The organism is Pseudoalteromonas sp. RWi3 (assembly GCF_054960735.1).
Map to the genome: position 1 here is coordinate 102,867 of NZ_JBHNYL010000010.1, position 26,680 is coordinate 129,546.

The following is a 26,680-nucleotide window of genomic DNA, read 5'->3' on the forward strand; positions in this document are numbered from 1 at the left end:
AGCGTTTAAATCGTTGAGTAGTGTTGGCACATGCAGGTGGTGCTTTAGCGTGTCAATCTCAAAAGGCGCAGGTTGTCGCCATAGATGACAACCTACATTCGTGCATTTAGTTACAAGCGAGTGACGGTTATCCCTTGGTCTTTCAACTGCTTTAATAAACCGTGTTGTTCGGGTAAGTGTAGTGCGCCTACGGCAATAAATAATTGCTCTTTAGCTAGGCGTGGGGTGAGCTCTTTTACCCAGTTGTTATTGCGTTCAATCAGCATAACTTGTTCGCTGATTTCGCCATAGTTACTGTCGTCAAAGCTTTCGTTGTAATAATTAGTGAGTGTGGCCATATCGCCATTTTTCCACGCATCTACAAGTGCAATGAAGTAGGTTTCAACATCAGCGAGTTGCTCAAACGTTTCTTCAATCATTTCGTTACTGAGCAGTGACATATGGTTAAACATTTCCATTTGGTACTCTAACGTTTCGAGTTCGCCCACGGATTTGTTTTTGCTTTTTGCATAAGCAAGTACTTGCTTATCGATGCCGTTTTGATCTGAAAATCCGGCATTTTGAAATTCAATTTGCATCATTGTCACCATAACAGCCCATGGTGCAATGCCGTCAAACATGGCAATATCGATTGATTTTTTGCTGAAGTATTCTTTTAATTTTTCGTAGTTTTTCTCAGACAATTCACTTTGTAGGGTTTTACCGTTTTTAAGCATCATAAACGGCATAGAGCGGCGCTGCATTTCCATTGGGCCAATTGCACTGATGTCGACCTCTACAATTACTTTATCAGTTGAATCAATGGCTTTAGTGATTTTGCTTGGTAAGCCTTTCATGCTGGTATCACCCACATGAACAGTGCCAAACAAATACGATTTAACACCGTTTTTTTCAAGTTGCCAAAGGCCGGGCTCTGCATTACTTGAAAAGCTGAGTGCGAATAAAATAGCTAAAATAAAATAGCTACTAATACGTTGCGTCAATGTCATCATTATCCTTATTGTTCAGTGGCAGCCATAATTCATATACCCAAATCACCTCAAGATACTAGTTTCAGTTGGAATTAAAAGCGATCTAGGCAAGGCATTGATTGCAAATAATAGTGGTTCTATTGTTAAAATCAATAACGCAGTATAAATCGCTTTTAAACCAACTCTTAGGGCGCTTCACAAGAACTTATTCTCATCGTTGTTCCTTCTTAAAAGGGATGGCCATTGTTGCAAAGTAACGCCTTGATATTAAGCCCCTGTGAAACGCTGAATTCTGCACCTTGAGGTGGCTTGGGTATATATCTAATGAGTATTAATAGGCGAGTAGTAACTTTTTTAGATGCACGAAAGGCGTTTAGCGATGATTAATTAGCTTTGTACACTATGCTGATAAAAAACTTAAAATATTTGACTAACGAGTCAAAAACTAATCAAGCTATAAAAAGGTTATAACAAGGTTTGAATTAGCAGTAAAAACATATATCTGGAAGTATAATTCACTTTTAAGGTTTTATTAGATTTTTAAACCTCCATAGCAAGTTGTTTACTCTTTTTTTAGATTGATTTTAGGGTTGACTTACCCCCTCTCATCGCGGTACTAATAGAAAAAGACAAGCGGGACTAAAACTATCCCGTGTATTCGAAACAAATTTTGGTATTTATTACATGCTTACAAACACACTAAACCTAGTCCTAATTAACGTCGTGGTGATTATTATTACCGCGGGGGCTACTTAGTGCTTTAAATTTGTAAAGCATTGAAAAGCCCCCCGCACTTAACAAGTCGGGGGGCTTTTTAGTTTCAGGGTTAAGATTTAGTAATTGAGCTTAAAATGTCACTGAGGAATGGGGATTTATTAATGACAGGCGCAGAGTTAACAATCGATTTATTAGCCAAACATGGCGTAAAGGATGTATTTGGTTACCCAGGTGGTGCCATCATGCCAATTTACGACGCCTTGTATGGCGCGCCAGTAAAGCATTATTTGACTCGTCATGAGCAAGGTGCAGGCTTTGCAGCCGTAGGTTTTGCTCGCAGCACGGGTAAATTAGGTGTTTGCTTTGCAACATCGGGCCCTGGGGCAACAAATTTAATTACGGCTCTTGCTGATGCCATGATGGACTCAGTGCCACTTTTAGCGATAACAGGGCAAGTGCCTACTGCGGCTATCGGGTCTGATGCATTCCAAGAAATCGATGTTTTAGGTATGTCCTTATCGTGTACAAAACACAGCTATATGGTTGAGCGTGCTGAGGATTTGGCTGAAATATTACAAGAAGCAATTCATTTAGCGCAAAGCGGCCGACCAGGCCCTGTTTTAGTCGATATCCCGAAAGACATTCAAATGGCTCAAGTGCCTTTTCAGCCTTGGCTTGCTGCAGATGATTACTTACCTCAGCTTGATTTAAACCAAGTTGCCATTGCGAATGAGCTACTTAGCGAAGCGCAGCGCCCTGTTGCCTACGTAGGTGGTGGTGTGCAGGCTGCGGGTGCGCAGAATGAACTGATGCAATTTTTAGAAAAAACCCAAATGCCAGCAGTTTCAACATTAAAAGCACTTGGCAGTGTATTACCCGATTACGAGTATGATTTAGGTATGTTGGGTATGCATGGTGGTCAAGCTGCTAATTTAGCTGTGCAAGAGTGTGATGTACTGGTGTGTATAGGTGCGCGTTTTGACGACCGCGTAACCGGTAACTTAGGAAAGTTTGCAGCAAAAGCAAAAGTAATCCACTTAGATATAGATGCGGCAGAGGTGGGTAAACGAAAACCAGCAAAAGCGTCGTTAATCGCAGATTTAAAAACGTCACTGCCTCAGCTTGAATGCTTTGTAACACCAGATGCTTGGCGTGAGCACAGCAAAGAAATGATGGTAAAACATGCATGGCGTTATGACTACCCGGGTGAAAAAGTATTTGCCCCGTATTTACTAAATCAGCTTAGTCAGCGCATGCCAAGTACTGGCGTAGTGTGTTGTGATGTAGGTCAGCACCAAATGTGGGTTGCACAGCACATGAAATTTATTCACCCAAGTAATCATTTAAGTAGTGGCGGTGCAGGTACTATGGGGTTTGGCTTACCCGCAGCTATAGGTGCTCAAGTTGCACGTCCAAATGATTTTGTGATGACGGTATCCGGTGATGGCTCAATCATGATGAATATTCAAGAGTTGGCTACTATTCGCCGTAACAATTTACCGGTAAAAATACTGATCCTTGATAACCAGCGTTTAGGTATGGTGCGTCAATGGCAAGAGCTGTTTTTTGAAGGTCGTTATAGTGAAACAAACCTATCGGATAATCCTGACTTTGTGCAGCTAGCTGCGGTATTTGGTATTCCTGGGCAAACAATTACGCATGCTAACCAAGTGGATGATGCAATCTCTGCCTTGGTCAATAGCGAAGGTCCTTACATAGTGCATGCCTGTATTGATGATAAAGAAAATGTGTGGCCGCTAGTCCCACCTGGTGCGGCAAATGATCAAATGATGACGGAGAGTGCAAAATGAAACACAGTTTAACTATTGCTTTAAAAAATCAGAGTGTTGCTGTTGAGCGCTTTTTACGAGTTGTCCGTCATCGAGGTTTTGACTTAACGCACTTTCAGCTCAATGTAGACGATGGTCAATACAATGTGGCGATGACGGTTGATAGTGATAAACCTATCTATTTATTGATGACTCAGCTAACTAAGTTAGTTGATGTAAAGCAGGTCACATTACAAAGTGTGCATCAGCAGCAAGCGGTGTAGCGCGTAAGCTAAATCAACAGAGCTGGTGGGCTAAGCCTACCAGCAATAAAATTTTAAGAATGAGGAACAGCCTCGCGGCTGAAAATTGAGGTAACTATGGCTAAATTAAGAAGTGCAACAACTACAGAAGGTCGTAAACGCGCAGGAGCACGCGCATTGTGGCGTGCAACAGGGATGACAGACACTGACTTTGGTAAACCGATCATTGCTGTTGTGAATTCGTTTACGCAATTTGTACCCGGTCACGTTCACCTCAATCAGCTTAGCGAACTAATGGCTGAAACCATCACCCAAGCGGGCGGTGTACCAAAAGAATTTAACACCATCGCGATTGATGACGGTATAGCTATGGGCCACGGTGGCATGCTGTATTCATTACCTTCACGAGACTTAATCGCCGACTCGGTTGAATATATGGTTAATGGTCATTGTGCTGATGCCATGATCTGTATTTCAAACTGTGACAAAATCACTCCAGGTATGATGCTGGCGGCACTGCGTTTAAATATCCCCGTAATTTTTGTATCTGGCGGCCCTATGGAAGCGGGTAAAACCAAGCTAGCTAATATTGATATTAAACTCGATTTAGTCGATGCCATGGTTAAAGGCGCTGATGAATCTGTGAGTGATGCTGATTCAGAACAAGTAGAGCGTTCAGCGTGTCCTACCTGTGGTTCTTGCTCAGGTATGTTTACAGCAAACTCAATGAATTGCTTATTAGAAGCCATTGGCCTTGCACTTCCGGGTAATGGTACAACGCTTGCGACCCATAAAGACCGCAAACAACTGTATGTTGAAGCGGGAGCACGTATTGTCGATTTATGCCGTGAGTACTACCAAAAAGATAACCAAGATGTACTGCCACGTGCCATTGCTAATAAAACGGCCTTTATGAATTCTATGGTAGTTGATATTGCTATGGGTGGCTCGTCAAATACAGTATTGCATTTACTCGCTGCGGCTCAAGAAGCTGGTGTCGATTTTGATATGTCGCATATAGATGAGTTATCTCGTAAGACACCGTTTTTATGTAAAGTGGCGCCAGCTACTGCGCAATATCATATTGAAGATGTACACCGCGCAGGTGGCATGATGGCGATTGTGCGAGAGCTTGGTAAGGCCGGTTTAGTGGATTTATCAGTAAACCATGTTGCTGGCATGACGATGGGTGAGCTCGTTAAGAAATGGGATGCCACAGATCCTGATAATAAAGCGGCGCAAAAGTTTTATCGCGCAGGTCCTGCTGGTATCAGAACAACAAAGGCAATGAGCCAAGAATGTCGTTGGGATGAAGGCGATAATGACCGTGAAAATGGCTGTATTCGAAGCGTTGAACATGCATTTCGTCAAGATGGTGGCTTAGCGGTACTTGCGGGTAATTTGGCAGTTGATGGCTGTATTGTTAAAAGTGCAGGCGTGGTTGATGAAATGCTGCACTTTGAAGGCACAGCCGTGGTGTATGAATCACAAGATGATTCAGTTGAAGGCATATTAAATGACGAAGTAAAAGCCGGCGATGTGGTGGTTATTCGTTATGAAGGCCCCAAAGGTGGCCCTGGCATGCAAGAAATGCTTTATCCAACTAGCTATTTAAAATCAAAAGGCCTTGCTGAAAAGTGCGCACTTATTACAGATGGTCGCTTTTCTGGTGGTACTTCGGGTTTATCAATTGGTCACGTATCGCCAGAGGCAGCAAGTGGCGGCGCAATTGCTTATGTAGAAAACGGCGATAAAATCATTATTGATATTGCGACCCGTGAAATCACTTTGGCACTAAGTGAGGACGAGCTTGAAGCACGTAAACAAAAACAATTGGCGCGTGGTAAGCAGGCATACAAGCCACTTGATCGTGAACGTTATGTATCATCTGCATTAAAAGCGTATGCGTTATTAGCAACCAGTGCCGACAAAGGTGCTGTGCGTGACTTGGCTAAACTGGAGGAGCTTAGTTAATTATGGTTTCTCAAGAGCTCGATTATTTTCGCGCTATTATTCAGGCCAATATGGAGCCGCTGGCAAAAGTCACGGAGGTAAGCGAAATGCCTACCTTGAGTGAACGCCTCGGGAACCATGTTTGGTTAAAGCGCGAAGATCAGCAGCCTGTTTATTCGTTTAAACTGCGTGGCGCATATAATAAATTAGTAAAATTACCCAAAGGCTCAGTGGTGATCACCGCTTCTGCGGGTAATCATGCACAAGGCGTAGCGCTTAGTGCGTCGCATTTAGGTCATCAGGCAACCATTGTTATGCCTGTCACAACACCTGAAATAAAAGTTAATGCAGTACGCGCCCTTGGCGGTGAAGTGGTGTTGCATGGTCATCATTTTGATGCAGCAAAAGCCCATGCGCTTGAGCTTACTGAAAAGCGCAATGGGGTGTTTGTTCCGCCGTTTGACGATCCAGATGTTATTGTTGGCCAAGGCACCGTGGCACGCGAGTTAATGCAGCAACTTAACCAGCTTGATGCGGTGTTTATTCCTGTGGGGGGCGGTGGCTTACTTGCTGGTATGGCGGTGTATATCAAATCATTACGCCCAGATATTAAAGTAATTGGTGTTGAAGCTGATGAAAGCGCTTGTTTAAAAGCGGCGCTTGAGGCGGGCGAACCTGTTGAACTTGAGCGTGTTGGTAGTTTTGCCGATGGTGTAGCCGTTAAAATTATCGGCCGTGAGACCTTTCGTTTAGCAGAAAAATTTTGTGATGAAGTGGTTACTGTATCGGGTGATGAAATATGTGCAGCGATGCAGGATATTTTTGTTTCAACTCGTGCTATTGCTGAGCCATCTGGTGCACTTGCCACCGCAGGACTTAAAAAGTGGAGTCAACAAAGCGGACTGAAAGGTTTGCATTTAGCGGCTATCTTGTCTGGTGCTAATTTAAACTTTGATCGCCTGCGCTATGTTGCAGAGCGCACAGCACTAGGTGAGAAAAACGAAGCCTTGCTTGCGGTTACTATTAACGAAGAAAAAGGCAGTTTTAAACAGTTTTGTGCATCTCTTGGTGGCAGAGCGATTACAGAGTTTAACTATCGTTATGCAGGACCTGGTGAGGCGCAAATATTTGTCGGTGTGGCGTTGCGCCAAGGTCAACATGAACTGGACGAGCTTAAAAGTGACTTAACCGCTAATGGGTATGCATTTTGTGATTTATCAGATAACGAATTGGCTAAATTGCACGTGCGTTATATGGTTGGAGGTAAAGCACCCCAGCAAATGCAAGAACGCTTACTGCGCTTTGAATTTCCAGAGTACCCAGGTGCCTTGGCTCGATTTTTAGATACGCTAGGGTGTAATTGGAATATCACTTTATTTCATTATCGCAACCACGGTGGGTCTATGGGTAATGTGTTGGCTGGGTTTGCCATTGAACCAAACCAGTTTGAAGTGTTTAATGAGCACTTAAACCGCTTAGGTTACAGTGTACAGGACGAAACACATAACCCGTGTTTTACTCAGTTTTTAACAACTCAGCCTCCCACAACAACAGCTTATGCTGCCAACAATTAATTGCCAGTTTATGGTCCAGGTTAATACTGGGCCATAAACGTTGCCTTATTGATATCATTACCTATAGTTATATCTAAACGGTTCAGTGCAGGAAAAAACATTGCTATTAAAAGGAATTATTGCAACGGTCAGTGTCGTTTTGGGATTATGTTGCTTTCACACAGTAGCTGAAACAAAAAACGTAACCTTGTTGCTCAAGTGGACTCATCAGTTTCAGTTTGCGGGCTACTACATCGCACAGGAAAAAGGCTTCTACGAAGAAGCCGGGCTTAGTGTGAACATTGTGCCAGCAATAAAAAGTGACCCAGATACCTTTAATAAAGTTCTCGGGGGGCAGGCCCATTTTGGGGTTGGTCACTCTGGTATTCTCCAGCAACGTATTGACGGTAAACCTTTAGTCGCCATGGCGTCAATATTGCAATTTTCGCCTTATTGTTGGATGGTTAAACAAAGTTCAGATATCTTCCATCCTCATGATTTTAAAAATAAGCGTGTTAGCAATATCAGTAGGAAAGAAAGTGCCGAATTACTAGTAATGTTAGAGCAAAGTGGGATTAATACGGAGCAATTACCTGTTTATCACGGTCTGGACGCCGAACAGGAGTGGCTTGACGGTGAATTAGACGCGATGCAAGTTTACGTGACCAATGAGCCGTTTCAAATGTTGCAAAAAGGCATTGAACATCGACTTATTTGCCCGCAAAAATACGGTATTAATGTCTACAGCGATATTCTTTATACAACGCAAAGCGTACTTGCTGAAAACCCAAAAATGGTCGAAAAATTTTACAAAGCAAGTTTAAAAGGTTGGCGCTATGCGATGATGCATTTAGAAGAGTCGATAGCGATTACCGCAGAAAAATATGCTACCCATAAAAGCCTTAATGAATTAACCAATGAAGCAGAAGTACTTAGTGATTACATTTTACCACCTGACACCAAACTTGGTGCGATGTCGATGCCTAAATGGCGGTTAATAGCCGATTTATATAACCTTGAGGCGGGTAGCTTTGATAAGGTTAAGGCTGGTTTTATCTATCATTATGATGTACACGAAGAGATGGAACTGTCGTGGATGCTCATTGCTGCTATTGCTCTGAGTATTTTATTCCTCCCGCTTTATTTACGACTGATGTTTAAAAAAAGCGTATAATGATGAAAACAATTTCTTATCGTTAAATTTTATGACCCTTGCTGAGCAGTTTACAGCCTTAGATAGCCTCCTTTACGCAACACGGCAATATTGGCAATGTACTGCGTTTGATTATGATGAACTTCCATGGTCATCGTTGTCAGCCCCACTCGCGCAGTTATCAGATAGCGACGTTGCAAAGCTAGATAGTGATCAAGATGCGCTCTATAGATTTTTTAGCCCGTTAATTGCAGGTGTTGAACAGCTGCCTAAATTAACTACATTATCGGCAGCGCAGGCTGAGCGCACTGATTACCCCTTTTGGATAAGTAACGGTATAAAAGGGCGTAAATTCGAGCAGTTACAGGATTTTGTGGCCGCACTAGGTGAGCAAACTTATCCTGTGCTTGAATGGTGCGCAGGCAAAGGGCACTTGGGACGCATGTTGGCATTTAATAAAGCGCCGAATGTACACAGTATTGAGCTACAACAGCATTTATGCGACCAAGGTCAACGTAGTGCACAGCAACAGGGGCTGGCGATGCACTTTACTCAGGCTGACGTTTTAAAAGATGGCGTATCAGCTCACTTTATCCAGCAGCAACATGCCGTTGCTCTGCATGCATGTGGTGCTTTGCATCAGAGCTTTATGCAGCAAGCCTGTAGTGCTAAAACACAACAAATAAGTTTATCTCCTTGTTGCTACCACCTTTTTACTGACGATGCTTATAAAGCAATGAGTGAGCGTGCTAAGCAAAGTGAGCTAATGCTGCGTCATCGAGATCTCAAACTTGCTTTACAGGAAACTGTTACCGCCCCTTCACGGGTTGCTAAGGTACGTAAAACGGAAGTTGAATGGCGGTTAGGCTTTGACGCCATAAGAAAAGACATCACCGGTTCTACTACTTACGTGAGTGTGCCCTCTGTTAATAAGGCTGTGTTCTCAGATTCATTTAAATCATTTTGTGCATGGGCTGCTGACAAAAAGGCGATAGAACTACCACAAGATATTGATTACGATTACTTTTTATTAAAAGGTCAGGTGCGAAAAAAGGTCACAGAGCGCGTAGAACTGGTTCGACATGTGTTCCGTAGAGCAATTGAAGTTTGGCTTGTGCTTGATCGTGCTTTATATTTGCAACAACAAGGTTATCAAGTCACCGTGAACACATTTTGTGAAAAGCAATTAACACCTCGCAATATCTTGATCAAAGCACGCTTACCGAATTAAATAGATAAGAGAACTAATGAGAAAGTTAAAAAACTTATTTGAGAATAATAAACGCTGGGCAGAGCGCACCTGTAAAGATGACCCTGACTTTTTTAAAATTTTATCTATGCAGCAAAATCCTGAGTACTTATGGATTGGGTGTTCCGATTCGCGAGTACCAGCTAATGAGATTGTAGATTTAATGCCGGGTGAGCTTTTTGTGCATCGCAATGTGGCGAATGTGGTCGTTCACACTGATCACAATTGTTTGTCTGTTATGCAATACGCTGTTGAAGTGCTAAAAGTAAAACACATTATGGTGGTAGGTCATTACGGGTGTGGTGGTGTACAAGCGGTACTCAATGATGCCAAGTTTGGCCTTATCGATAATTGGTTGCGCCATGTGGGTGATGTCAAAGAAAAGTACATTAGCAAAATCGATAATATGGCAGAGCAAGCGCGATTAGATTGTTTAATTGAACTAAATGTGATTGAGCAAGTGCGCAATGTATGCCGTACTAATATTGTACAAGAAGCATGGCAACGCGGACAAGATTTAACAATTCATGGCTGGGTATATGGCTTAGCTAATGGCCATTTGAATGATTTAGAGTCGGTTGTTACCTGCGCTGATGAAGTGATAGATACCTACAAGATAGCAGCTGAAAAAGTATTTACACGCCGAACATAATCAGGCATTAAAAAGGCAGCGTCAGCTGCCTTAATCACTCTATAACGTATTATTTAAACGTCATCTTTATTTGCTAATTGTTGCTCTAATAATGCAACTTTCTCTTCAAGTTCAGTTAGCTTTTCACGCGTACGAATGAGTACCTTGCTCTGAATATCAAATTCTTCACGACTAACAAAGTCCATTTCAGATAGCTTACTTTGAATAGCTTGCTTGGTTTTAGCTTCAAATGTATCCGCGAGGTTTTTAACACCCTGTGGCATGTTGTTAGAGATTTGCTTGGCGATTTCTTCAATTTTTGCTGGGTTGATCATATCTATCCCTCGGTGTCGCGTAAAATGATAATAGCTATAATGCTTAATATTACCTTATTGGCTAGGCGTATTGTAGTGATTACGTTAAAATTGCCCGTCTTTAATGCAATCTCTTTGGTCGTTATGAAACTCAATCCTAAACAAGATGAAGCGGTAAAATATATTAGTGGCCCGTGTTTGGTGCTCGCAGGCGCTGGTTCTGGTAAAACACGAGTTATTACTAATAAAATCGCTTACTTAGTGCAAAAATGTGAGTATCAAGCGCGCAATATTGCCGCGGTTACTTTTACCAATAAAGCAGCCAAAGAGATGCGTGAACGGGTAATGCAAACGCTCGGTAAGCAAGAGTCAAAAGGACTGTGGGTATCTACGTTTCATACATTAGGCCTTGAGATCATTAAAAAAGAGTTAAAAACATTAGGTTTTAAACCGGGTTTTTCACTGTTTGACGATCAAGATACCAATCAGCTATTAGGTGATTTAACAGAAGATGAGCTGAAAAAAGACAAAGACTTACTTAACTTATTGAAGATGCAAATTGGCAGCTGGAAGAATGAACTCACTCTACCTGAGCAAGCTATTCGTGAGGCCAAAGAACCACAGAAAGCCTTATTCGCCCAATTATATGCTCGCTACCAAACACAGTTACGTGCTTATAATGCATTGGATTTCGATGATCTGATCATGATCCCAACCTTGTTATTAAGCACAAATACCACGTCTCGTGAACGGTGGCAGCAACGTTTTCGTTATTTGCTGGTGGATGAGTATCAAGATACCAACACCAGCCAATACCAGTTAGTAAAGTTATTAGTGGGTGAACGTGCCCGCTTTACAGTGGTGGGGGATGACGACCAATCTATCTATTCATGGCGTGGTGCTCGTCCACAAAACCTTGTTCTACTGAGTAAAGACTTTCCGGGTCTTAGGCTTATTAAGCTTGAGCAAAATTACCGCAGTGCGGGGCGAATTCTCAAAGCTGCCAATATTTTGATTGCTAATAACCCGCATGAGTTCGATAAAAAACTATTCAGTGAACTGGGCTATGGTGAGCCAATAAAAGTGATTGGCTGTCGCGATGAAGAGCATGAATCTGAGCGTGTTGTGGCGGAAATTATCTCCCATAAGTTTATGAAGCGCACAAGTTATAAAGATTATGCGATTTTGTATCGTGGTAATCATCAGGCCCGTGGCTTTGAAAAGTCATTAATGAGTAACCGTATTCCATATAAAATTAGCGGTGGAATGTCGTTTTTCTCACGCTCTGAAATTAAAGACATCATGGCGTACCTAAGGTTATTAGTGAATCAAGATGACGATAATGCATTTTTACGCATTGTTAATACACCGCGCCGAGAAATAGGCACCGTTACCCTTGAAAAGCTTGGTACATTAGCGAATGAAAAACATGCGAGTTTATTTGCTACCTGTTTTGATAACGATCTTAGTTATCGGTTAAAAGGGCGTGGTTTAAATTCGTTAGCTGGGTTTGCTCGTTGGGTGGTTGAGCTGTCTGATAATGCAGTGCGAGGTGATACACTCGAAGCGGTAAAAGATTTGATCAGACAAATTAATTACGAAGCGTATTTATATGAGTCTTCACCAAGCGCTAAAGCGGCAGAAATGCGGATGAAAAATGTCTCTGAGTTATACCGCTGGATCACTGACATGTTGACAGGTGATGCTGATAATCCGCCTATGACGCTCGCTGAGGTTGTCAGTAAATTAACACTTCGCGACATGCTTGAGCGCAACGAAGAGGAAGATGAAAGTGATGCAGTACAATTGCTAACGCTTCACGCGTCAAAAGGTCTAGAGTATCCTTATGTATTTATGGTGGGCATGGAAGAAGGTTTGCTACCGCATCAGGTGAGTATTGATGAAGAAAATGTCGATGAAGAGCGTCGTTTAGCCTACGTAGGTATCACGCGTGCACAGCAAGAACTAACTATGACCTATGCGAAAATACGCCGACAATTTGGTGAAACATCGCAAACAGAGTTAAGTCGCTTTGTACAAGAGTTGCCACAAGACGATTTAGCGTTTGAAAATAGAAAAGCACCTAATACTCAAGCTGAGCGCATGGAAAAGGGCCAAGCGCGTGTTGCTAATTTACGGGCAATGTTAAAAAAGCCTAACTAATCAGTTTGACTGTTGCTCAGCGTCATCATTTGATGTTAAAGAACTTGCTGCGGGTATTGTCATTGCGTGCTGCTTACCGACAAAAAGCGAAAGACCATGGGTGTCTAATAAAGCTCTAAAGTTTAAAATAGAAGGGCCTTTAGCAATGACTTTAACTTGTTTAATTTTGGTAATTGCTAACACGCCTTGTAGCTGCAAATCATAGCTTTTTTGCTGCAATACACGCTTGCTAAATGTTGAGCTGAGTAGCACGTAGTTAAAATCAATTTCGGTGAGCAAGTTTAATTCACAGCGATCTTTAGCGAAGTCATTTAAACCAATTGCAAAACCAAGTTTACTTAATTGTTTGAGGTTACTGATTTGCACTGCCGATGCATATCGAATCTCTTGTTCATTAAATAGTAAGCACAATTGCTTTTTATTTGCGTGATTGTTAAGTGTTAAACACAGTGACTGAAATTCGACTTTTTCTAGTAATAGGGCTGAGCAAGGTACTAACACATGATGAAGTTTAGCTGCACTTGCTTGTTGGCAAACTTGGTTTAAAAGTTGTAATTCAACTTCTAGTTGCTGTGCTTTATCCGCTGTAAACTTTTTTAATATATCAAAGCTGGTACTACCAAGAACTGGGTGTTCACCAAATGCTTCAATCAGTACTTCGGGCTGGAATTTCTCATCTAAAGTGATGATCTCTGAGCTGCGAAAATGCATAGGTAGAGTATCTAAATGATGATTAGCCTCAAACTCATGCGGATTGGAGCCCACATTAAGTAGCGGATGAAAAAACTCAAACCGACTTCTACCTGCATTTTTAGCATAGTACATGGCTGCATCTGCATCTCTGATAATTTCATCAGTGTGCTTATAGCCAACTTTAGAGTAAGTAATCCCCACGCTGGCACCACTTTGTACACATATTCCCTTCATACAAAACGGCTTTTTCATTAATTTAATAATCCGTTTTGCAACATCTTCAGCTTGTTGACGTTCAGTTAGGTGGGTTAACAAAATAACAAACTCATCGCCACCTAAGCGCGCTAATAAATCATGTTCACGAATACATTGAGAGAAAGACTCAGCAACACCAATTAAAAATTGATCGCCAGCTTGGTGACCTAATTGATCATTGATATCTTTGAATTTGTCTAAATCAATAAATAGCACTGCAAATTGTTGCTCGGGAAAACGTTGATTGTGTTGCAGTGTTTTTTCTAATTGGGTTAAAAACAAGCTTCGATTCGGTAAACCTGTTAAAGAGTCATGATGGGCATCATGATATAGCTGTTGCTCTATTTTCTTTCGCTCTTCAATTTGCATTTGTAAATGCATGTTGGTCTGACGAATTTCTTTTGTTTTTTCTGCTACACGATGCTCAAGATTTTGATTACTTTGTTTAAGCGCTTGGTGTGCTAAATGTGCTTGTAATACCGTGGCAATTTGGTGAGAAACAAACGTAATCAGCTCAAAATCATCTTGATTGAAAATATGCTTATTTTGGTAAGCTTGGCAAACAATGAGGCCAATCACTCCCTGCGATGTTTTCAGTGGGGCACCTAACCAACTCGTTGCAGTTTGCTTTGCGGGTACTTTTTCAGGTCGCTCAATAACACCTTGTTGAATGAGTTTTTCAGAGCGTTTAGTATCTAAAAGTTGAGTTTGTTCAGTGCTTAACACTAATTCACTGTAGCCTTTAGCAAAGGGGCGTGGTTGGGTATTGCTACTGAATTCATCAACGCAATACGGAAATGTTAGCCAAGCAGACTCCTTGTCATACAATGCAATGTATAAGTTATCAGCATACGTGATTGATTTTATTATCTCGTGAACTTGTTGATAGACTTCTTCAATTTGTTTACTTTGCGTTGCGAGTTCAGATATTTTAAATAAAATATGCTGACGCTCAAGGGTCTTTTTGTGCTGCTCTACTTCTAAATTGAGTGCTTCGTTACTTTGCGTTAGTGCGCGAGTTCTTATTTTAACTTCTGATTCTAGTAGTTCACGCTTCTTAACGCGTTCGATTGCAGTAGAGAGGTACATCGACATAACCTCGAGCAACTCAATCTGCTGATCTGAATAACTTTGTTTTTTATCATAGCTTTGCGCAACTAATACGCCAATAATTTGTTTGTTACGATAAACAGGTACGCCCACCCAATGCTCTGCTGGTGTGCCTAGTACTTTAAATTCGCCTCCATCAGCAGCCGCTTGCATTTCCTCACCACGGAAATAAGTTGTTTTCCCCTGTTTGAATACATAGCCTGTAACACCTTGACTAAAATTGTGATCCTGATTGAGGGGAATGGCTATGCCGTCTTTTTCATCGGCGAAGTAAGAAAGTTCTAATGTGTTGGTAAATGGGTTTAATAAAACAACGTAGAAACTTTTGCTGGGAACGTAATCTTGAAGAATATCGTGGATAGCAGGATAAAGTAGCGTTAATTCTGCAACATTACTTGCCTGCTCTGATAATTGTATCAGTGCATTTTGTAAATGGTGGGACTGCTTATACTTTTTTACTAAGGCGGATAAACGTGCGTTTTTATGCTCTAGCTTTTTGAGTAAAGCTACTTTATCTTCCACTGATGTTAAACCATCTATTATTGTATAATTATTGCTCTTATATTTTCATTTTTTATGCTCACCGTCAAGTAGATAATAGTATTAGAGAAAAATAATAATTTGCAATCATAAAGTATGTATTTTTATTTCAGTGCAAATAAAAAAAGCTGAATAAATTCAGCTTTTTTTATTTTTTTAAGTAATTAAGTATTACTTTTTAGTCATGAATGTGATGGCTGCTTGAATTTCATCATCAGAACAATCCATACATGTGCCTTTTGGTGGCATTGCATTAAAACCATTTATTGCATGATCTAATAATGTCTCTGCACCTTTAGCTAGGCGAGGAGCCCAGTCATCAGCAGACTTAGGCGCGCCTAATGCACCTGTTCCGTGACATGCAAAGCATGAGGCTTGATACACCTGTTCGCCAGAGCGAGGGCCAGCTGGCACTTCAGCAACAGCGGCTTTATCGCCTTCAAAGTATACTGCACCGATTGGTGCGATACGTTTTTTGATCGCATCTTCAGTCATAGAGTTATCATATGCTTGTGCGTTTACGGTGGTTGCTAGCAATAATAATGCTGCTGATAGTTTTTTCATTTTGCCTTGCTCACTTCGATTTGAACGTGATCAATCACGATAGATGACGGAATTTAGAACGATTATAACGCTTAGCTACAATTTATAAAACGCTGTGAGTCGTTTTTATTTTGAAAAATCGACATTTTTTGCTTTAACGCAAAAAATATCGATTTACTGATCATTAATTTGATCGCGGTTTTAGCTGTTTTATTTGGATTAACACATATTTATAACGGCTTTAACGAGCTTTTCGATCCCGGCATCAGCTTCTAAAATAGATTCTGCAAGCATATATGCGGGTGTGCTTACCAATTTATGCTGTTCATCAACAACAATATCATCAACTGCACAGTTAATATGTTCTGCACCAAGAGTATTAATTGCGGTAGCTGTATCAGGATCATTACCTACCGTTACTTTGGCGCCTGCACTGTAAATAAGTGGGATCATAGCCGGAGCAATACAGATATAACCAGCAGGTTTTGCGCGTGCTGCGAACTGCTGACAAGCAACTTTGATATCAGGCTGAAGCTGTGCGTCAGCTCCTTTTACTGCAAAATCGCAGAGGTTTTTTGCAGCTCCGAATCCACCAGGTAAGATCAATGCATCAAAGTGTTCCGCATTAAGATCAGTAAGCGGTTTGATATCGCCCCTTGCAATACGTGCAGCTTCAATCAATACGTTTCGACTTTGATTCATTGGCTCGCCGCTTAAGTGATTAATAGTATGCATTTGGTCTATATCCGGTGCAAAACACTGGTATGTCGCACCTGCTTTTGCGATATGCAGTAAAGTAAGCACGGCTTCATTAATTTCTGCGCCGTCGTAAACACCATTGCCTGATAAAATGACTGCTATTTTTTTCATTATAGAGGTTCTCCTTTTGCGAATATTGCTTAGGGTCTGTTGACCTTTGCAAATTTAACCTTGAAAGGTCAACAGACCCAAGTTTAGCATGCAACTAAAATTAATTTTTGTGAAAGTAGCGCCCTCAATCTTATTTAAGCATTGTAAAATCAGGGCATATACTTTTATTGATCCCTTATAAGAGGAAAAAATTATAAAGGATCACTATGATCTTTGATCCATTGTGGTAGAATGCTCGTCCGGTTATTTAGAAGGGTAAAAAATAACCGTGTAAAAGGCTAGATGTAAAAGAGTTAAAATTGCTTTTCCACATTTGCCAAAAAATAATAAAAAAGAACGTCGTATTATCTTTTTATATAAAAACAAACACTTACATCATTTCTAGGTTGTATTAACTACTTTGGAAGAATTTCTTGTGCTTGTTATCTACAAAGTTATCCACAACTTACTCTATCATTAAAAAATTAGTTCACTAATTCACAGTCGTTTTATGTTTTGCCTTATGGCATGCTTATCATAATTCTGTTTATCTTTTATTTAGGATCCAATTACACCATGGCCCAGATCCCAGAAAACCCACTCATTTTAGTTGATGGCTCTTCTTATTTATTTCGTGCTTATCATTCGCCTCCGCACTTAACTAACTCTAAAGGAGAAGCAACAGGTGCAATTTATGGCGTGATCAACATGCTTAAAAGTTTGATCAAACAATATGATCCGTCGCATATGGTGGTTGTTTTTGATGCCAAAGGTAAAACTTTTAGAAATGATATGTACAGTGAATATAAGGCGAATCGACCGCCTATGCCTGACGATCTTAGAACACAGATAGCGCCACTTCATAGCATTATAAAAGCAATGGGATTTCCGCTTATTAGTATCGAAGGTGTTGAAGCGGATGATGTGATTGGTACATTTGCCCGTATCGCGACTGAGCAAAAGCGGCATGTACTTGTTTCTACTGGCGACAAAGATATGGCTCAGCTAGTAAATGAGCACGTTACATTGATCAATACCATGACAGATAGTATCTCGGATCCCGTCACTGTTGTTGAGAAGTTTGGTGTGGGTCCTGAGTTGATTATCGACTACTTAGCACTGATGGGTGATAAGGTTGATAACATTCCAGGTGTTGACGGCTGTGGTCCAAAAACGGCGGTTAAATGGTTACAAAAATACGGTTCATTACAGGGCGTATTAGATAATGCGGGTGAGATAAAAGGGAAGATTGGTGAAAAACTGGCAGCAGCAGTTGATCATTTACCTCTTAGCTATGAGCTTGCAACTATCAAATGCGATGTTGAAGTTGAGTCAGATTTAGACACGTTCAAGCTGCAAGAGCCTAACCGCGATGAACTTATTGCATTATATGGTGAATGTGAGTTCCGCCGTTGGTTAGCAGAGCTACTTGATAATCCCAAAGATGCCGATACAAATCTGGCGGTGCCCAGTGAAGCCAATGAGCTGCCTAAAGTGACAGAAGCCCATTATGAAACGGTTCTAACGGCCGAGCAGCTAGATACATTGGTTAAGCAATTAAATGATGCCGAGCTGTTTGCTTTTGATACTGAAACAACAAGCTTAGACTATATGCAGGCGCAGTTAGTGGGAATGAGCTTTGCAGTCAAAGCAGGTGAAGCATTTTATTTACCTGTGGCACATGATTATCCTGATGCGCCAGAGCAGTTATCGCTTGAAACAGTAATGACTAAAATTGGTCCTATTTTAGCAGATGAGAATAAAGCCAAAGTCGGTCAAAACCTCAAGTATGATAAGAGTGTGTTAGCGAATGCAGGTTTTGAACTAAATGGGATCAAATTTGATACCATGCTAGAGTCTTATGTATTTAATAGCGTCGGTACACGCCATGATATGGATTCACTTGCGCTTAAATATTTAGGGCATAAGAATATCAGCTTTGAAGAGATCGCAGGTAAAGGCAAAAAGCAGTTAACGTTCAATCAAATAGAACTTGAAAAAGCAGCGCCTTATGCTGCTGAAGATGCAGATATTACCTTGCGTTTACATCAAGTGCTATGGCCTAAAATTGACGCAGATGAAAAATTAAAATCAGTTTTTGAAGAAATTGAATTGCCGTTAGTAAGCGTTATTTCAGATATTGAACGCACCGGTGTGGCCATTGACAGTAAAATGCTGGCAGCACATAGTCAGCGCTTAGGTGAGCGCTTAATAGAGCTTGAAAAAGAAGCGTTTGAAATTGCCGGCGAACCATTTAACTTAAGTTCACCGAAACAGCTCCAAGTGTTATTGTTTGAAAAGCTTGAACTGCCTGTAATTAAAAAGACCCCAAAAGGCGCACCGTCTACAGCTGAAGAGGTATTGCAAGAGCTGGCACATGACTATCCGCTGCCAAAAGTTATTATTGAACATCGTGGGCTGTCTAAACTTAAATCGACTTATACCGATAAACTGCCATTGATGGTTAATGAACAGACAAATCGTGTTCATACTTCTTACCATCAAGCTGTTACAGCAACAGGGCGATTAAGCTCTACAGATCCAAACTTGCAAAATATTCCAATTCGTTCAGAAGAAGGGCGTCGTATCCGTGAGGCCTTTATTGCCGCGGATGGCTATAAGATAGTCGCTGCCGATTATAGCCAAATTGAGCTACGTATAATGGCGCATTTATCGCAAGATAAGGGGCTTCTAAACGCTTTTGCTAATGGCCTTGATGTACACAGTGCAACGGCTGCTGAAGTATTCGGCGTTGAATTAGAAGATGTAACTACCGATATGCGTCGTAAAGCAAAAGCGGTGAACTTTGGTTTAATTTATGGCATGTCAGCATTTGGTTTGGCGCGTCAACTTGATGTGCCACGCCACGAAGCACAGCACTATATTGATAAGTACTTTGAGCGTTTCCCAGGTGTGCTTGATTATATGGAATCAACACGAGAGAAAGCAGCAGAGAACGGTTACGTTGAAACTATTTTTGGCCGTCGGTTACATTTGCCAGAGATTAATGCACGTAATGGCGCCCGCCGTAAAGGAGCTGAGCGCGCAGCAATCAATGCGCCAATGCAAGGTACTGCTGCTGATATCATTAAAAAGGCGATGCTTACTGTCCACAAGTGGGTCAACGAGCAAGAGCCAAAAACAGTGAAATTACTGATGCAAGTGCACGATGAATTGGTATTTGAAATTAAAGCCGATTGCGCAGAGCAATACACAGCTCAAATTTGTCAGCTAATGTCTGATGCGGCTAAATTAGATGTTCCATTGATTGTTGAAGCCGACACGGGTGATAACTGGGAGCAAGCACATTAATAATTGTTATTAATGAATGAGCTTATAAAAAAGCGCGGCCAATTTGGCCGCGCTTTTTTTATGTTTGAGAATACAGCGTTAAAGAGCGTCGCTTTATTGTGTTGTTGGTGAGTCATCAACAACAGTTGAATACTTATTTTATTTAGAACAATAGAACAAATTTCACCCACCTCAAGTGTTACTTGATTGTTAAAATAAAATATATTTTGTAGGTTACGTTATATGTTTATCAATTATGCGGCTTGGTCAGTGTATTTAGTTTATTTATCCGAACCGATTTGCTAAAGTCCGCGCCGTCCTCATCCTGTAGGACATCCTGTTGATGATGCACTCGAAAGGGTGCAACTTATTGATAGCTTCTCCCCAGATTGCTATACCGGCTCTGTATTTATTTACAGAGCCGTTTTTTTGTCTGCCGTAATACAATTCTGTCGTACTATTGATTGCACTAAAGTGCTTAGGTGATACCATTTAATCTCATTTTCATTTTTGAAAGGATAGCGTCGTGGTTAAATCTTTTGCTGTTTTAGGCTTTTCATTGGCAAGTATATTTGTGAGCAACACCGCACAGGCTGATTGGCAGTTAAATAACGATAAAAGCAAAGTGAGTTTTGTTTCAATCAAGAATAGTAGTATTGCGGAAGTACATTATTTTAATGCTGTATCTGGTTCATTATCTGAGCAAGGCAACTTTAAGGTAAATATCGATTTGGCATCAGTGGAGACAATGATCCCAATTCGTAATCAGCGTATGACTGAATTTGTCTTTGAAACCGTCAAATTTCCGAAGGCAAGTTTACATGCTGATTTAAGCAAAAAATTGCCACAGTTGACTGCTGGCCAGCACACATTCAAAGCGATTAAAGCTACGCTCAACTTCCATGGGCAACAAAAGCAGATTAGTACGGATGTACTGGTACATGTTGCTCAAGATGGTGGCATAACAGTCTCGTCTTTATCGCCGTTAATTATTAATGCAGCGGATTTTTCCTTAACAGAGGGAATTGCAACATTACAAAAACTAGCAGGACTGTCTGCGATAGCCACCGCTGTGCCTGTAAGTTATTCACTTACTCTAGAAAAAGCGCACTAGCACAAGCCATATGCATTTGTTCAATACAAATGCATATGCTACAAATCAGTAAGCTAATCAATTTTATTTTGTTAGGGAAACTCATGCGGTCAGTTTCAGATTTAGCCACATTGTTGTCTCAGCCCAGTAAACCGTTTGAACAATGGCAGCCCACTTCCTGTGGTTCATTGCCTATTGAAATAGATAACCATGCAAAGTGGTATTACCAAGGCAGCGAGATAACGCGATTGAACTTGGTAAAATTATTTGCGTCTGTCTTATGCAAAGAGCACGATACGTTTTATTTAAAAACACCTGCAGAAAAGATAGCGATTACTGTGGCCGATGCGCCGTTTATGGTTGTCAGTTGGCGTTATGAACAAACAGAGCAGGGTGACGTGTTATGTTGCGTTGATAATCTTGAGCGAGTGTGGCTAGTAACCCCTACACAGCCTTTAATAGTGCAAAGCTATCAAGGCGATGAAGTACCGTATTTACAATTGCCCAATGGATGTAGTGCACGAGTTACACGAAGTGTTTTTTATCAGTGGGCAGAAGAAATAGCGCAAGCGGATGAGCAAGGCTATTTCATTCAATCTGCGTCGCAGCGCTTTTACTTGGCTAATTAAGCCTTTGAGTCTGGTGTCTCATCACTCGGTGGTACTGCAACAATAGGTCCTAGGTACCATTCATCTAGCTTTTTAGCCAGCTCAGGTAAGCCCGTACCTTTCAAAGATGAAAATGCATGAACTGTGATGTCGCCTTCAAGGTTACTTAATTCACGGCGTACTTGAAGAACTTGTGCTTTACGAGCACCTTGCTTAAGCTTATCTGCCTTGGTTAATAGCGCTAATACTGGAATATCGCTACCAATAGCCCAGTTGATTAAATCTAAATCCAAGTCTTTTAATGGGTGGCGGATATCCATGAGTACCACAATACCTTTTAAACTTTGGCGTTTTTGTAAATACTCACCTAATGACTTTTGCCATTTCTTTTTCATTTCAATAGGTACTTTGGCAAATCCATAACCTGGTAAATCAATGAGGCGCATGTCATCAACATCTGCTAACTCAAAGGTGTTAATGAGTTGCGTGCGGCCAGGTGTTTTACTGGTACGTGCTAGCTTTTGATCTGTTAGTGCGTTTAGCGCACTTGATTTGCCTGCATTAGAACGACCCGCGAAAGCAACTTCAATTCCCGTATCAGCAGGTAATTTAGTGATATCTGGAGCGCTGGTAACGAACGACGCAGTGTTGTATTTGATACGAGATTTAAGCACAGGCTTTCCTAAGTACAATGAAAAAGAATAAAAAGTAAACTAAGTTTACTCAGGGCGCGTATTTTATACTATTACCAACACATTAAAAAGCGGATTTGAGACAAGTAAAGCGCCTTAAATAAAGCAAAAGCATGTGAATAAAGCTTAATCTAGGTCAAAACCCTATAATTTATAAGTTTAATATGAGTAGAAAACGTGCCAGAGAATTTATTATCGTGTAGAATATATAAATCGCAACATCCATATTGTAGATGATACAGGGTCGGAAACAGAGAATTCACCATGAAAAAAATAGCACTATCTTTAACTATATTGCTTGGTGCGTTGTCAGCAAGCAACGCAACAGCATTTGATGGCGATGTAAACGCAGGTAAAGAAAAATCAGCAACGTGTGCGGCTTGTCACGGCCCAGACGGTAATGCGCCGGTTAATATCTACCCTAAGATTGCAGGTCAACACGCAGATTACATTTATAAACAATTAGTCGAGTTCAAATCGGGTATGACGTCTGGCGGTAAAGAGGGTCGTATGGATCCTGTTATGAGCGCTATGGCAATGCCTCTTAGCGATCAAGACATGAAAGATATAGCGGTTTACTTTTCGTCACTGAATATGTCTGAAGGATCAACACCTAAAGATGTAGTTGAAGTAGGCGCAATGCTATATAAAGCAGGTGACGCTGAGCGTGGCATTCCGTCATGTGCTTCGTGTCATGGCCCACGAGGCAATGGCTCTTCACTGGCTAAGTTTCCTAAGATCTCGTTTCAGCACCCAGGTTACATAAAATCGCAGCTGGAAAAGTTTCGCGATGGTAGTCGTAATAATGACCTAAACGGTATGATGCAAGATATAGCTAAAAAGCTAACTGATGAAGATATCGAAGTACTTTCTCAGTACCTAGGTGGACTACACTAAAGTAGTATAGACTGGTTTTTTAACTAGTACTAAACTACATATTAGTGAAAAAAGCAGCTCACGCTGCTTTTTTTGTATCTAAAATTCATCGCTTTTACCCCATCATCTTGTAAGACATTGACCATAGTCATATGTGAGTAAAATCTTATTTTCATTTTAAATTTTTCTGTAAGTTATTGTAAATTATTACATTGATAATGTTGCAACTTGTTTCTTACAAGAAAAAATATATAAATTAGTTGTAACAAAATTATTAATGCGTAAATTATCCCCTGTCGCAACAAACAATAAAAACAAAACGGATTTAGCTATAAGGAAAGTAGTTAGCGTCAATATTGAGGATTTACATCAATTGATGTACTTAAAAGGAAATACTAAAAAAGTGTCATTGAAGACCGAGAATAATAAAAAATCATGGAAGTTTGATAATAACAATAAAATGGAATGCTACAGGGAAGGTAATAACAATAACAAAATGGAACAGCAATAATAATAATAAAAATAATAAAGACTAAAAAGTCGAAGGGAGAAGTGTCCAAAATTATGGCGCTCAGATTAGTAGGCGGTAGAGATGTTTTCTCTACCGCCTTTTTATTTGTCCTGTTACAATAGCGAGCGAAAAAGTGCGCTAGTAGTCGAGTAACCCAACCTCATTCAGCACTGACCGAATTCTTCTGGCAAGGCCAGCACCGCAACGCCATAGTGTGTGTTGTTCAAAACCTCTTAAGTGAGACGATCAAGATATGAGTAGAAAGAAAAAATCACGTAAAATTCCATCAAACGGACCGGTTCGTTTGAGTCAAGACAAGCTAAAGGAAATACGTGCTTTAAAAGAGCAGCGCGTTAAAAAGCATAAAGGTGCAAAACCTGGCTCCCGTAACGCGGTAGATGCGCTCGAGCAGGAAACAAAAAGTAGCAACCCTCAGAATAAAGACAAGCGTGTGGGCAGTAAAAAGCCTGTACCTTTAGTTGCGAAAGCGGCTGAGCCAGTAGTTGAATTGAAACGCAACCTAAAGCCTCAGGTTGAGCTTGTAAAAGTCACTGAGCCAGAGTTATCACCAGCGCAAGAGCTTGAAGCATTAGAGAATGATGAGCGCTTGCTAAAGCTTGTTGAGCGCCATGAGCAAGGTGAAATGCTAACAGGTAAAGATGCTAAATACTTTAATAGCCGAATAGATCGTCATCAAGTGTTATGCGAAATTCTGGGCATTGAAGATGAACCAGAAGATGAATTTGATGATGAAGAATATGAAGAGCAAGGTAACAGCGACTTTGATCGTTACTTATCAAACGATCTAGCGAATGAGTGGCTAGATGATGAGGATGATAAATAATGAATATGATGATCTTAGCTCTGTGTGTGGGCGCTGTGATCATCGCAGGCTTAGCGTTTTACGCAGGGCAATTGCTTTATAAGCTCAAAGCACAAAACGAGCAGATAGCGAAAGAGCAAGTCAAACAGCAACATCAGCTGGCTAAATCGCGTTTAGAACGTAATGCTAAGCTTGCAGACAGTATTCATCTTATTGCACGCGCCATGGAGCAGGAGCAGTGTGAGTTCTCAGAAGGGAGCTTGCGTATTTGGGTGCTAATGTCACAGTATAGCTTTGCACAAGAAAGCGATTTAACGCTTCGTTACCCGGGCATTTTTGCAATGTATGAAGTGGTAAAAGAAATGCCAACCCACGATGCACGGAAAAAGTATTCAAAGAAAGAAATTTTTAAACAAGATACGGCACGTTGGCGCGCAGAAGAAACGCACGCTGATCAAATTAAAGCCGATTGTAAAAAAATTATTGAAGAGTTTAAAGCAGCCCCTGGCAGTGAAAATGTAGTATTTAATTAATCGCTCTCTTAATATAATCAATAAAAAAGCAGACCTTGGTCTGCTTTTTTATTGCGTGTTAAATGACTCGTGAGAATCGCGTTACACTAATTTGTTTTTGTAAATGTGCATCAAAGCACATACAGATAATACGAATAAATAAATTACCCCGAGCGGTAACGGTAATACGTTGGTTTTCGATAGTAACCAAGCCATCTTCTTGTAATGGCTTTAATGCTTGTAACGAATCCTCAAAGTAAGTATCAAAGGCTAATTGATATTTTGCAGCGATATGCTGCATATCAAGTTCAAAATGACAGATCAGTTGCTTAATAACATCTGCGCGGATCACGTCATCAGTGCTTAATCTCATTCCTTTTGTGACGGCACAACCTGCTTGGTTTTCTATGGCACTATAGTAATGCTTTAATTCTTTTTGGTTTTGTAAAATAGAGGTGCCAATTTGTGAAATTGATGACACGCCTAAACCTAATAAGTCACAATTTCCATGAGTTGTATAACCTTGAAAGTTACGATGTAAATGTTGGTTATTTTGCGCAACAGCAAGCTCATTGTCAGCTTTTGCGAAGTGATCCATACCGATAAACTGATAGCCAGCCTCTGTCATTTGCTCAAGCGTATTTTTAAACATGGTGAGTTTGTCATGAGCGCTTGGCAAATCTGCGTCTTTTATTTTTCGTTGTGCAGCAAAACGATCTGGTAAGTGGGCATAGTTGAACACGGAGACTCTATCAGGACTCAGTTCAATCAGCTGCTCTATGGTTTCTTTAAAGCTTGCAGGTGTTTGTAGTGGCAAGCCGTAAATCATATCAGCATTAATCGATGAAAAGCCTAATTCACGCGCTTGGCTAATAAGTCCTTTAACATCGTCAGCACTTTGAGGGCGGTTAACTGCAAGCTGTACTGCATCGTTAAAGTCTTGAATGCCAAATGATACACGGTTAAAGCCTAGGCTGCGTAAGTGAATAAGCATGCCGTCAGCGAGCGAGCGAGGGTCTATCTCAATTCCTCGTTCAGCATTATCAGTAAAATTGAAATGCTGGTTTAATAAGGTCGTTAAACGAGTCATTTGCTCGGTGGTTAAAAATGTAGGTGTACCGCCGCCTAAATGCAGTTGTTCAACTTGATAATGATTAAAAAGTGGTGCTTGTGCGATGATTTCTTTTTCTAAGTAATCAAGGTAAAGGTCAGCTTTAGATTGATGGCGAGTAATCACCTTGTTGCAGCCACAGTAATAACAAAGCTGACTACAAAACGGAATATGTATATATAAAGACAAGCTATTGCTGGATGAAGACGCTATCGCATCAATAAGATCATGTTGTTGATAACCTTCATTAAAGGATAAAGCTGTCGGGTAAGAGGTATATCTTGGCCCTGATACATTGTATTTATTTATTAAGCTTTGGTCCCACTTGGGTAAATTAATCATCACGCGCACCTTTATATTTAGGGTCTGTTGACCTTTCATGGTTAAATTTGCAGTAGTCTGTTTGGTATTTAGGCAAGGCAGCGCCTATGTAGTGT

The 26,680-nt window shown here is 40.8% G+C and carries 21 protein-coding genes; 14 read left to right on the forward strand and 7 right to left on the reverse strand.

Annotated elements, in window-relative coordinates; genetic code table 11:
* Positions 1–110: 110 nt before the first annotated feature.
* On the reverse strand, positions 111–989 hold the full coding sequence (locus ACFI4Z_RS13605) for a TraB/GumN family protein (protein ID WP_462671062.1): 879 nt from the start codon (positions 987–989) through the stop codon (positions 111–113).
* 860 nt (positions 990–1,849) lie between these two features.
* Between ACFI4Z_RS13605 and ilvG the strand changes: the two genes are divergently transcribed.
* The 7 genes from ilvG (at position 1,850) to can (ending at position 10,280) form a co-directional block, all read left to right on the forward strand.
* On the forward strand, positions 1,850–3,499 hold the full coding sequence (gene ilvG, locus ACFI4Z_RS13610; protein ID WP_462671063.1) for an acetolactate synthase 2 catalytic subunit: 1,650 nt from the start codon (positions 1,850–1,852) through the stop codon (positions 3,497–3,499).
* Positions 3,496–3,741: an acetolactate synthase 2 small subunit gene (gene ilvM / locus ACFI4Z_RS13615; protein ID WP_462671064.1), complete on the forward strand. Its 246-nt coding sequence runs from the start codon at positions 3,496–3,498 to the stop codon at positions 3,739–3,741. Before ilvG ends, ilvM begins: the two co-directional genes overlap by 4 nt.
* Positions 3,742–3,837: 96 nt before the next feature.
* The gene (ilvD, locus tag ACFI4Z_RS13620) at positions 3,838–5,694 is read left to right on the forward strand and encodes a dihydroxy-acid dehydratase (RefSeq protein WP_462671065.1); all 1,857 of its coding nucleotides are present in this window, start codon (positions 3,838–3,840) and stop codon (positions 5,692–5,694) included.
* 2 nt (positions 5,695–5,696) lie between these two features.
* Entirely contained in the window at positions 5,697–7,247 is a 1,551-nt protein-coding gene (gene ilvA / locus ACFI4Z_RS13625; RefSeq protein ID WP_462671066.1) for a threonine ammonia-lyase, biosynthetic, read from the forward strand.
* A 100-nt stretch (positions 7,248–7,347) separates the two neighbouring features.
* The gene (locus ACFI4Z_RS13630; RefSeq protein ID WP_462671067.1) at positions 7,348–8,400 is read left to right on the forward strand and encodes an ABC transporter substrate-binding protein; all 1,053 of its coding nucleotides are present in this window, start codon (positions 7,348–7,350) and stop codon (positions 8,398–8,400) included.
* A gap of 31 nt (positions 8,401–8,431) precedes the next feature.
* Positions 8,432–9,610 (forward strand): methyltransferase, encoded by a 1,179-nt coding sequence (locus tag ACFI4Z_RS13635; protein ID WP_462671068.1) that lies wholly within the window; start codon positions 8,432–8,434, stop codon positions 9,608–9,610.
* 16 nt (positions 9,611–9,626) lie between these two features.
* Positions 9,627–10,280, forward strand: coding sequence for a carbonate dehydratase (gene can / locus ACFI4Z_RS13640; protein ID WP_462671069.1), 654 nt, complete (start codon positions 9,627–9,629; stop codon positions 10,278–10,280).
* A 53-nt stretch (positions 10,281–10,333) separates the two neighbouring features.
* Here the strand turns inward: can and ubiK are convergent, their stop codons facing one another.
* A complete protein-coding gene (gene ubiK, locus ACFI4Z_RS13645; protein WP_462671070.1) occupies positions 10,334–10,594 on the reverse strand; it encodes a ubiquinone biosynthesis accessory factor UbiK in 261 nt (86 codons plus the stop codon).
* Between the two features lie 123 nt (positions 10,595–10,717).
* On the opposite strand from ubiK, the gene rep reads away from it, so the two are divergent.
* A complete protein-coding gene (gene rep / locus ACFI4Z_RS13650; RefSeq protein ID WP_462671089.1) occupies positions 10,718–12,736 on the forward strand; it encodes a DNA helicase Rep in 2,019 nt (672 codons plus the stop codon).
* Here rep and ACFI4Z_RS13655 read toward each other — a convergent pair whose 3' ends face one another.
* The 3 genes from ACFI4Z_RS13655 to elbB all read right to left on the reverse strand — a co-directional run bounded on the left by ACFI4Z_RS13655 (position 12,737) and on the right by elbB (position 16,747).
* Positions 12,737–15,316 (reverse strand): diguanylate cyclase domain-containing protein, encoded by a 2,580-nt coding sequence (locus tag ACFI4Z_RS13655; RefSeq protein WP_462671071.1) that lies wholly within the window; start codon positions 15,314–15,316, stop codon positions 12,737–12,739. It lies immediately after the preceding gene.
* A gap of 189 nt (positions 15,317–15,505) precedes the next feature.
* Entirely contained in the window at positions 15,506–15,898 is a 393-nt protein-coding gene (locus tag ACFI4Z_RS13660; protein WP_394192887.1) for a c-type cytochrome, read from the reverse strand.
* Positions 15,899–16,096: 198 nt separating this feature from the next.
* A complete protein-coding gene (gene elbB, locus ACFI4Z_RS13665; protein WP_462671072.1) occupies positions 16,097–16,747 on the reverse strand; it encodes an isoprenoid biosynthesis glyoxalase ElbB in 651 nt (216 codons plus the stop codon).
* A 555-nt stretch (positions 16,748–17,302) separates the two neighbouring features.
* Here elbB and polA point away from each other — a divergent pair.
* The 3 genes from polA to ACFI4Z_RS13680 all read left to right on the forward strand — a co-directional run bounded on the left by polA (position 17,303) and on the right by ACFI4Z_RS13680 (position 21,739).
* Positions 17,303–20,038 (forward strand): DNA polymerase I, encoded by a 2,736-nt coding sequence (gene polA / locus ACFI4Z_RS13670; RefSeq protein WP_462671073.1) that lies wholly within the window; start codon positions 17,303–17,305, stop codon positions 20,036–20,038.
* Between the two features lie 505 nt (positions 20,039–20,543).
* The gene (locus ACFI4Z_RS13675) at positions 20,544–21,131 is read left to right on the forward strand and encodes a YceI family protein (protein WP_462671074.1); all 588 of its coding nucleotides are present in this window, start codon (positions 20,544–20,546) and stop codon (positions 21,129–21,131) included.
* Positions 21,132–21,214: 83 nt separating this feature from the next.
* Positions 21,215–21,739, forward strand: a complete 525-nt coding sequence (locus tag ACFI4Z_RS13680; RefSeq protein ID WP_462671075.1) for a DUF1285 domain-containing protein — start codon at positions 21,215–21,217, stop codon at positions 21,737–21,739.
* Here the strand turns inward: ACFI4Z_RS13680 and yihA are convergent.
* Positions 21,736–22,392 carry a ribosome biogenesis GTP-binding protein YihA/YsxC gene (gene yihA, locus ACFI4Z_RS13685; protein WP_462671076.1) on the reverse strand — a complete coding sequence of 219 codons (657 nt, stop codon included), beginning with the start codon at positions 22,390–22,392 and terminating at the stop codon, positions 21,736–21,738. The genes ACFI4Z_RS13680 and yihA overlap by 4 nt on opposite strands.
* 282 nt (positions 22,393–22,674) lie before the next feature.
* Here yihA and ACFI4Z_RS13690 point away from each other — a divergent pair, with 282 nt between their 5' ends.
* The 3 genes from ACFI4Z_RS13690 to ACFI4Z_RS13700 all read left to right on the forward strand — a co-directional run bounded on the left by ACFI4Z_RS13690 (position 22,675) and on the right by ACFI4Z_RS13700 (position 25,153).
* Entirely contained in the window at positions 22,675–23,307 is a 633-nt protein-coding gene (locus tag ACFI4Z_RS13690) for a c-type cytochrome (protein WP_394192881.1), read from the forward strand.
* 743 nt (positions 23,308–24,050) lie between these two features.
* The gene (gene yihI / locus ACFI4Z_RS13695; protein ID WP_462671077.1) at positions 24,051–24,641 is read left to right on the forward strand and encodes a Der GTPase-activating protein YihI; all 591 of its coding nucleotides are present in this window, start codon (positions 24,051–24,053) and stop codon (positions 24,639–24,641) included.
* Entirely contained in the window at positions 24,641–25,153 is a 513-nt protein-coding gene (locus ACFI4Z_RS13700; RefSeq protein WP_462671078.1) for a DUF2489 domain-containing protein, read from the forward strand. Before yihI ends, ACFI4Z_RS13700 begins: the two co-directional genes overlap by 1 nt.
* Positions 25,154–25,211: 58 nt before the next feature.
* Here the strand turns inward: ACFI4Z_RS13700 and hemN are convergent, their stop codons facing one another.
* On the reverse strand, positions 25,212–26,585 hold the full coding sequence (hemN, locus tag ACFI4Z_RS13705) for an oxygen-independent coproporphyrinogen III oxidase (RefSeq protein ID WP_462671079.1): 1,374 nt from the start codon (positions 26,583–26,585) through the stop codon (positions 25,212–25,214).
* Positions 26,586–26,680 lie beyond the last annotated feature (95 nt).

Excerpts from the sequence above, each read along its gene's own strand:
- ACFI4Z_RS13660 (WP_394192887.1), bottom strand. The coding sequence starts at position 15,898 with ATGAAAAAACTATCAGCAGCATTATTATTGCTAGCAACCACCGTAAAC.
- rep (WP_462671089.1), top strand. The coding sequence starts at position 10,718 with ATGAAACTCAATCCTAAACAAGATGAAGCGGTAAAATATATTAGTGGC.
- ubiK (WP_462671070.1), bottom strand. The coding sequence starts at position 10,594 with ATGATCAACCCAGCAAAAATTGAAGAAATCGCCAAGCAAATCTCTAAC.
- ACFI4Z_RS13635 (WP_462671068.1), top strand. The coding sequence starts at position 8,432 with ATGACCCTTGCTGAGCAGTTTACAGCCTTAGATAGCCTCCTTTACGCA.
- ilvA (WP_462671066.1), top strand. The coding sequence starts at position 5,697 with ATGGTTTCTCAAGAGCTCGATTATTTTCGCGCTATTATTCAGGCCAAT.
- ACFI4Z_RS13690 (WP_394192881.1), top strand. The coding sequence starts at position 22,675 with ATGAAAAAAATAGCACTATCTTTAACTATATTGCTTGGTGCGTTGTCA.
- ACFI4Z_RS13605 (WP_462671062.1), bottom strand. The coding sequence starts at position 989 with ATGACATTGACGCAACGTATTAGTAGCTATTTTATTTTAGCTATTTTA.
- yihI (WP_462671077.1), top strand. The coding sequence starts at position 24,051 with ATGAGTAGAAAGAAAAAATCACGTAAAATTCCATCAAACGGACCGGTT.
- elbB (WP_462671072.1), bottom strand. The coding sequence starts at position 16,747 with ATGAAAAAAATAGCAGTCATTTTATCAGGCAATGGTGTTTACGACGGC.
- ACFI4Z_RS13700 (WP_462671078.1), top strand. The coding sequence starts at position 24,641 with ATGAATATGATGATCTTAGCTCTGTGTGTGGGCGCTGTGATCATCGCA.
- ilvD (WP_462671065.1), top strand. The coding sequence starts at position 3,838 with ATGGCTAAATTAAGAAGTGCAACAACTACAGAAGGTCGTAAACGCGCA.
- polA (WP_462671073.1), top strand. The coding sequence starts at position 17,303 with ATGGCCCAGATCCCAGAAAACCCACTCATTTTAGTTGATGGCTCTTCT.
- can (WP_462671069.1), top strand. The coding sequence starts at position 9,627 with ATGAGAAAGTTAAAAAACTTATTTGAGAATAATAAACGCTGGGCAGAG.
- ilvG (WP_462671063.1), top strand. The coding sequence starts at position 1,850 with ATGACAGGCGCAGAGTTAACAATCGATTTATTAGCCAAACATGGCGTA.
- ilvM (WP_462671064.1), top strand. The coding sequence starts at position 3,496 with ATGAAACACAGTTTAACTATTGCTTTAAAAAATCAGAGTGTTGCTGTT.
- hemN (WP_462671079.1), bottom strand. The coding sequence starts at position 26,585 with ATGATTAATTTACCCAAGTGGGACCAAAGCTTAATAAATAAATACAAT.
- ACFI4Z_RS13680 (WP_462671075.1), top strand. The coding sequence starts at position 21,215 with ATGCGGTCAGTTTCAGATTTAGCCACATTGTTGTCTCAGCCCAGTAAA.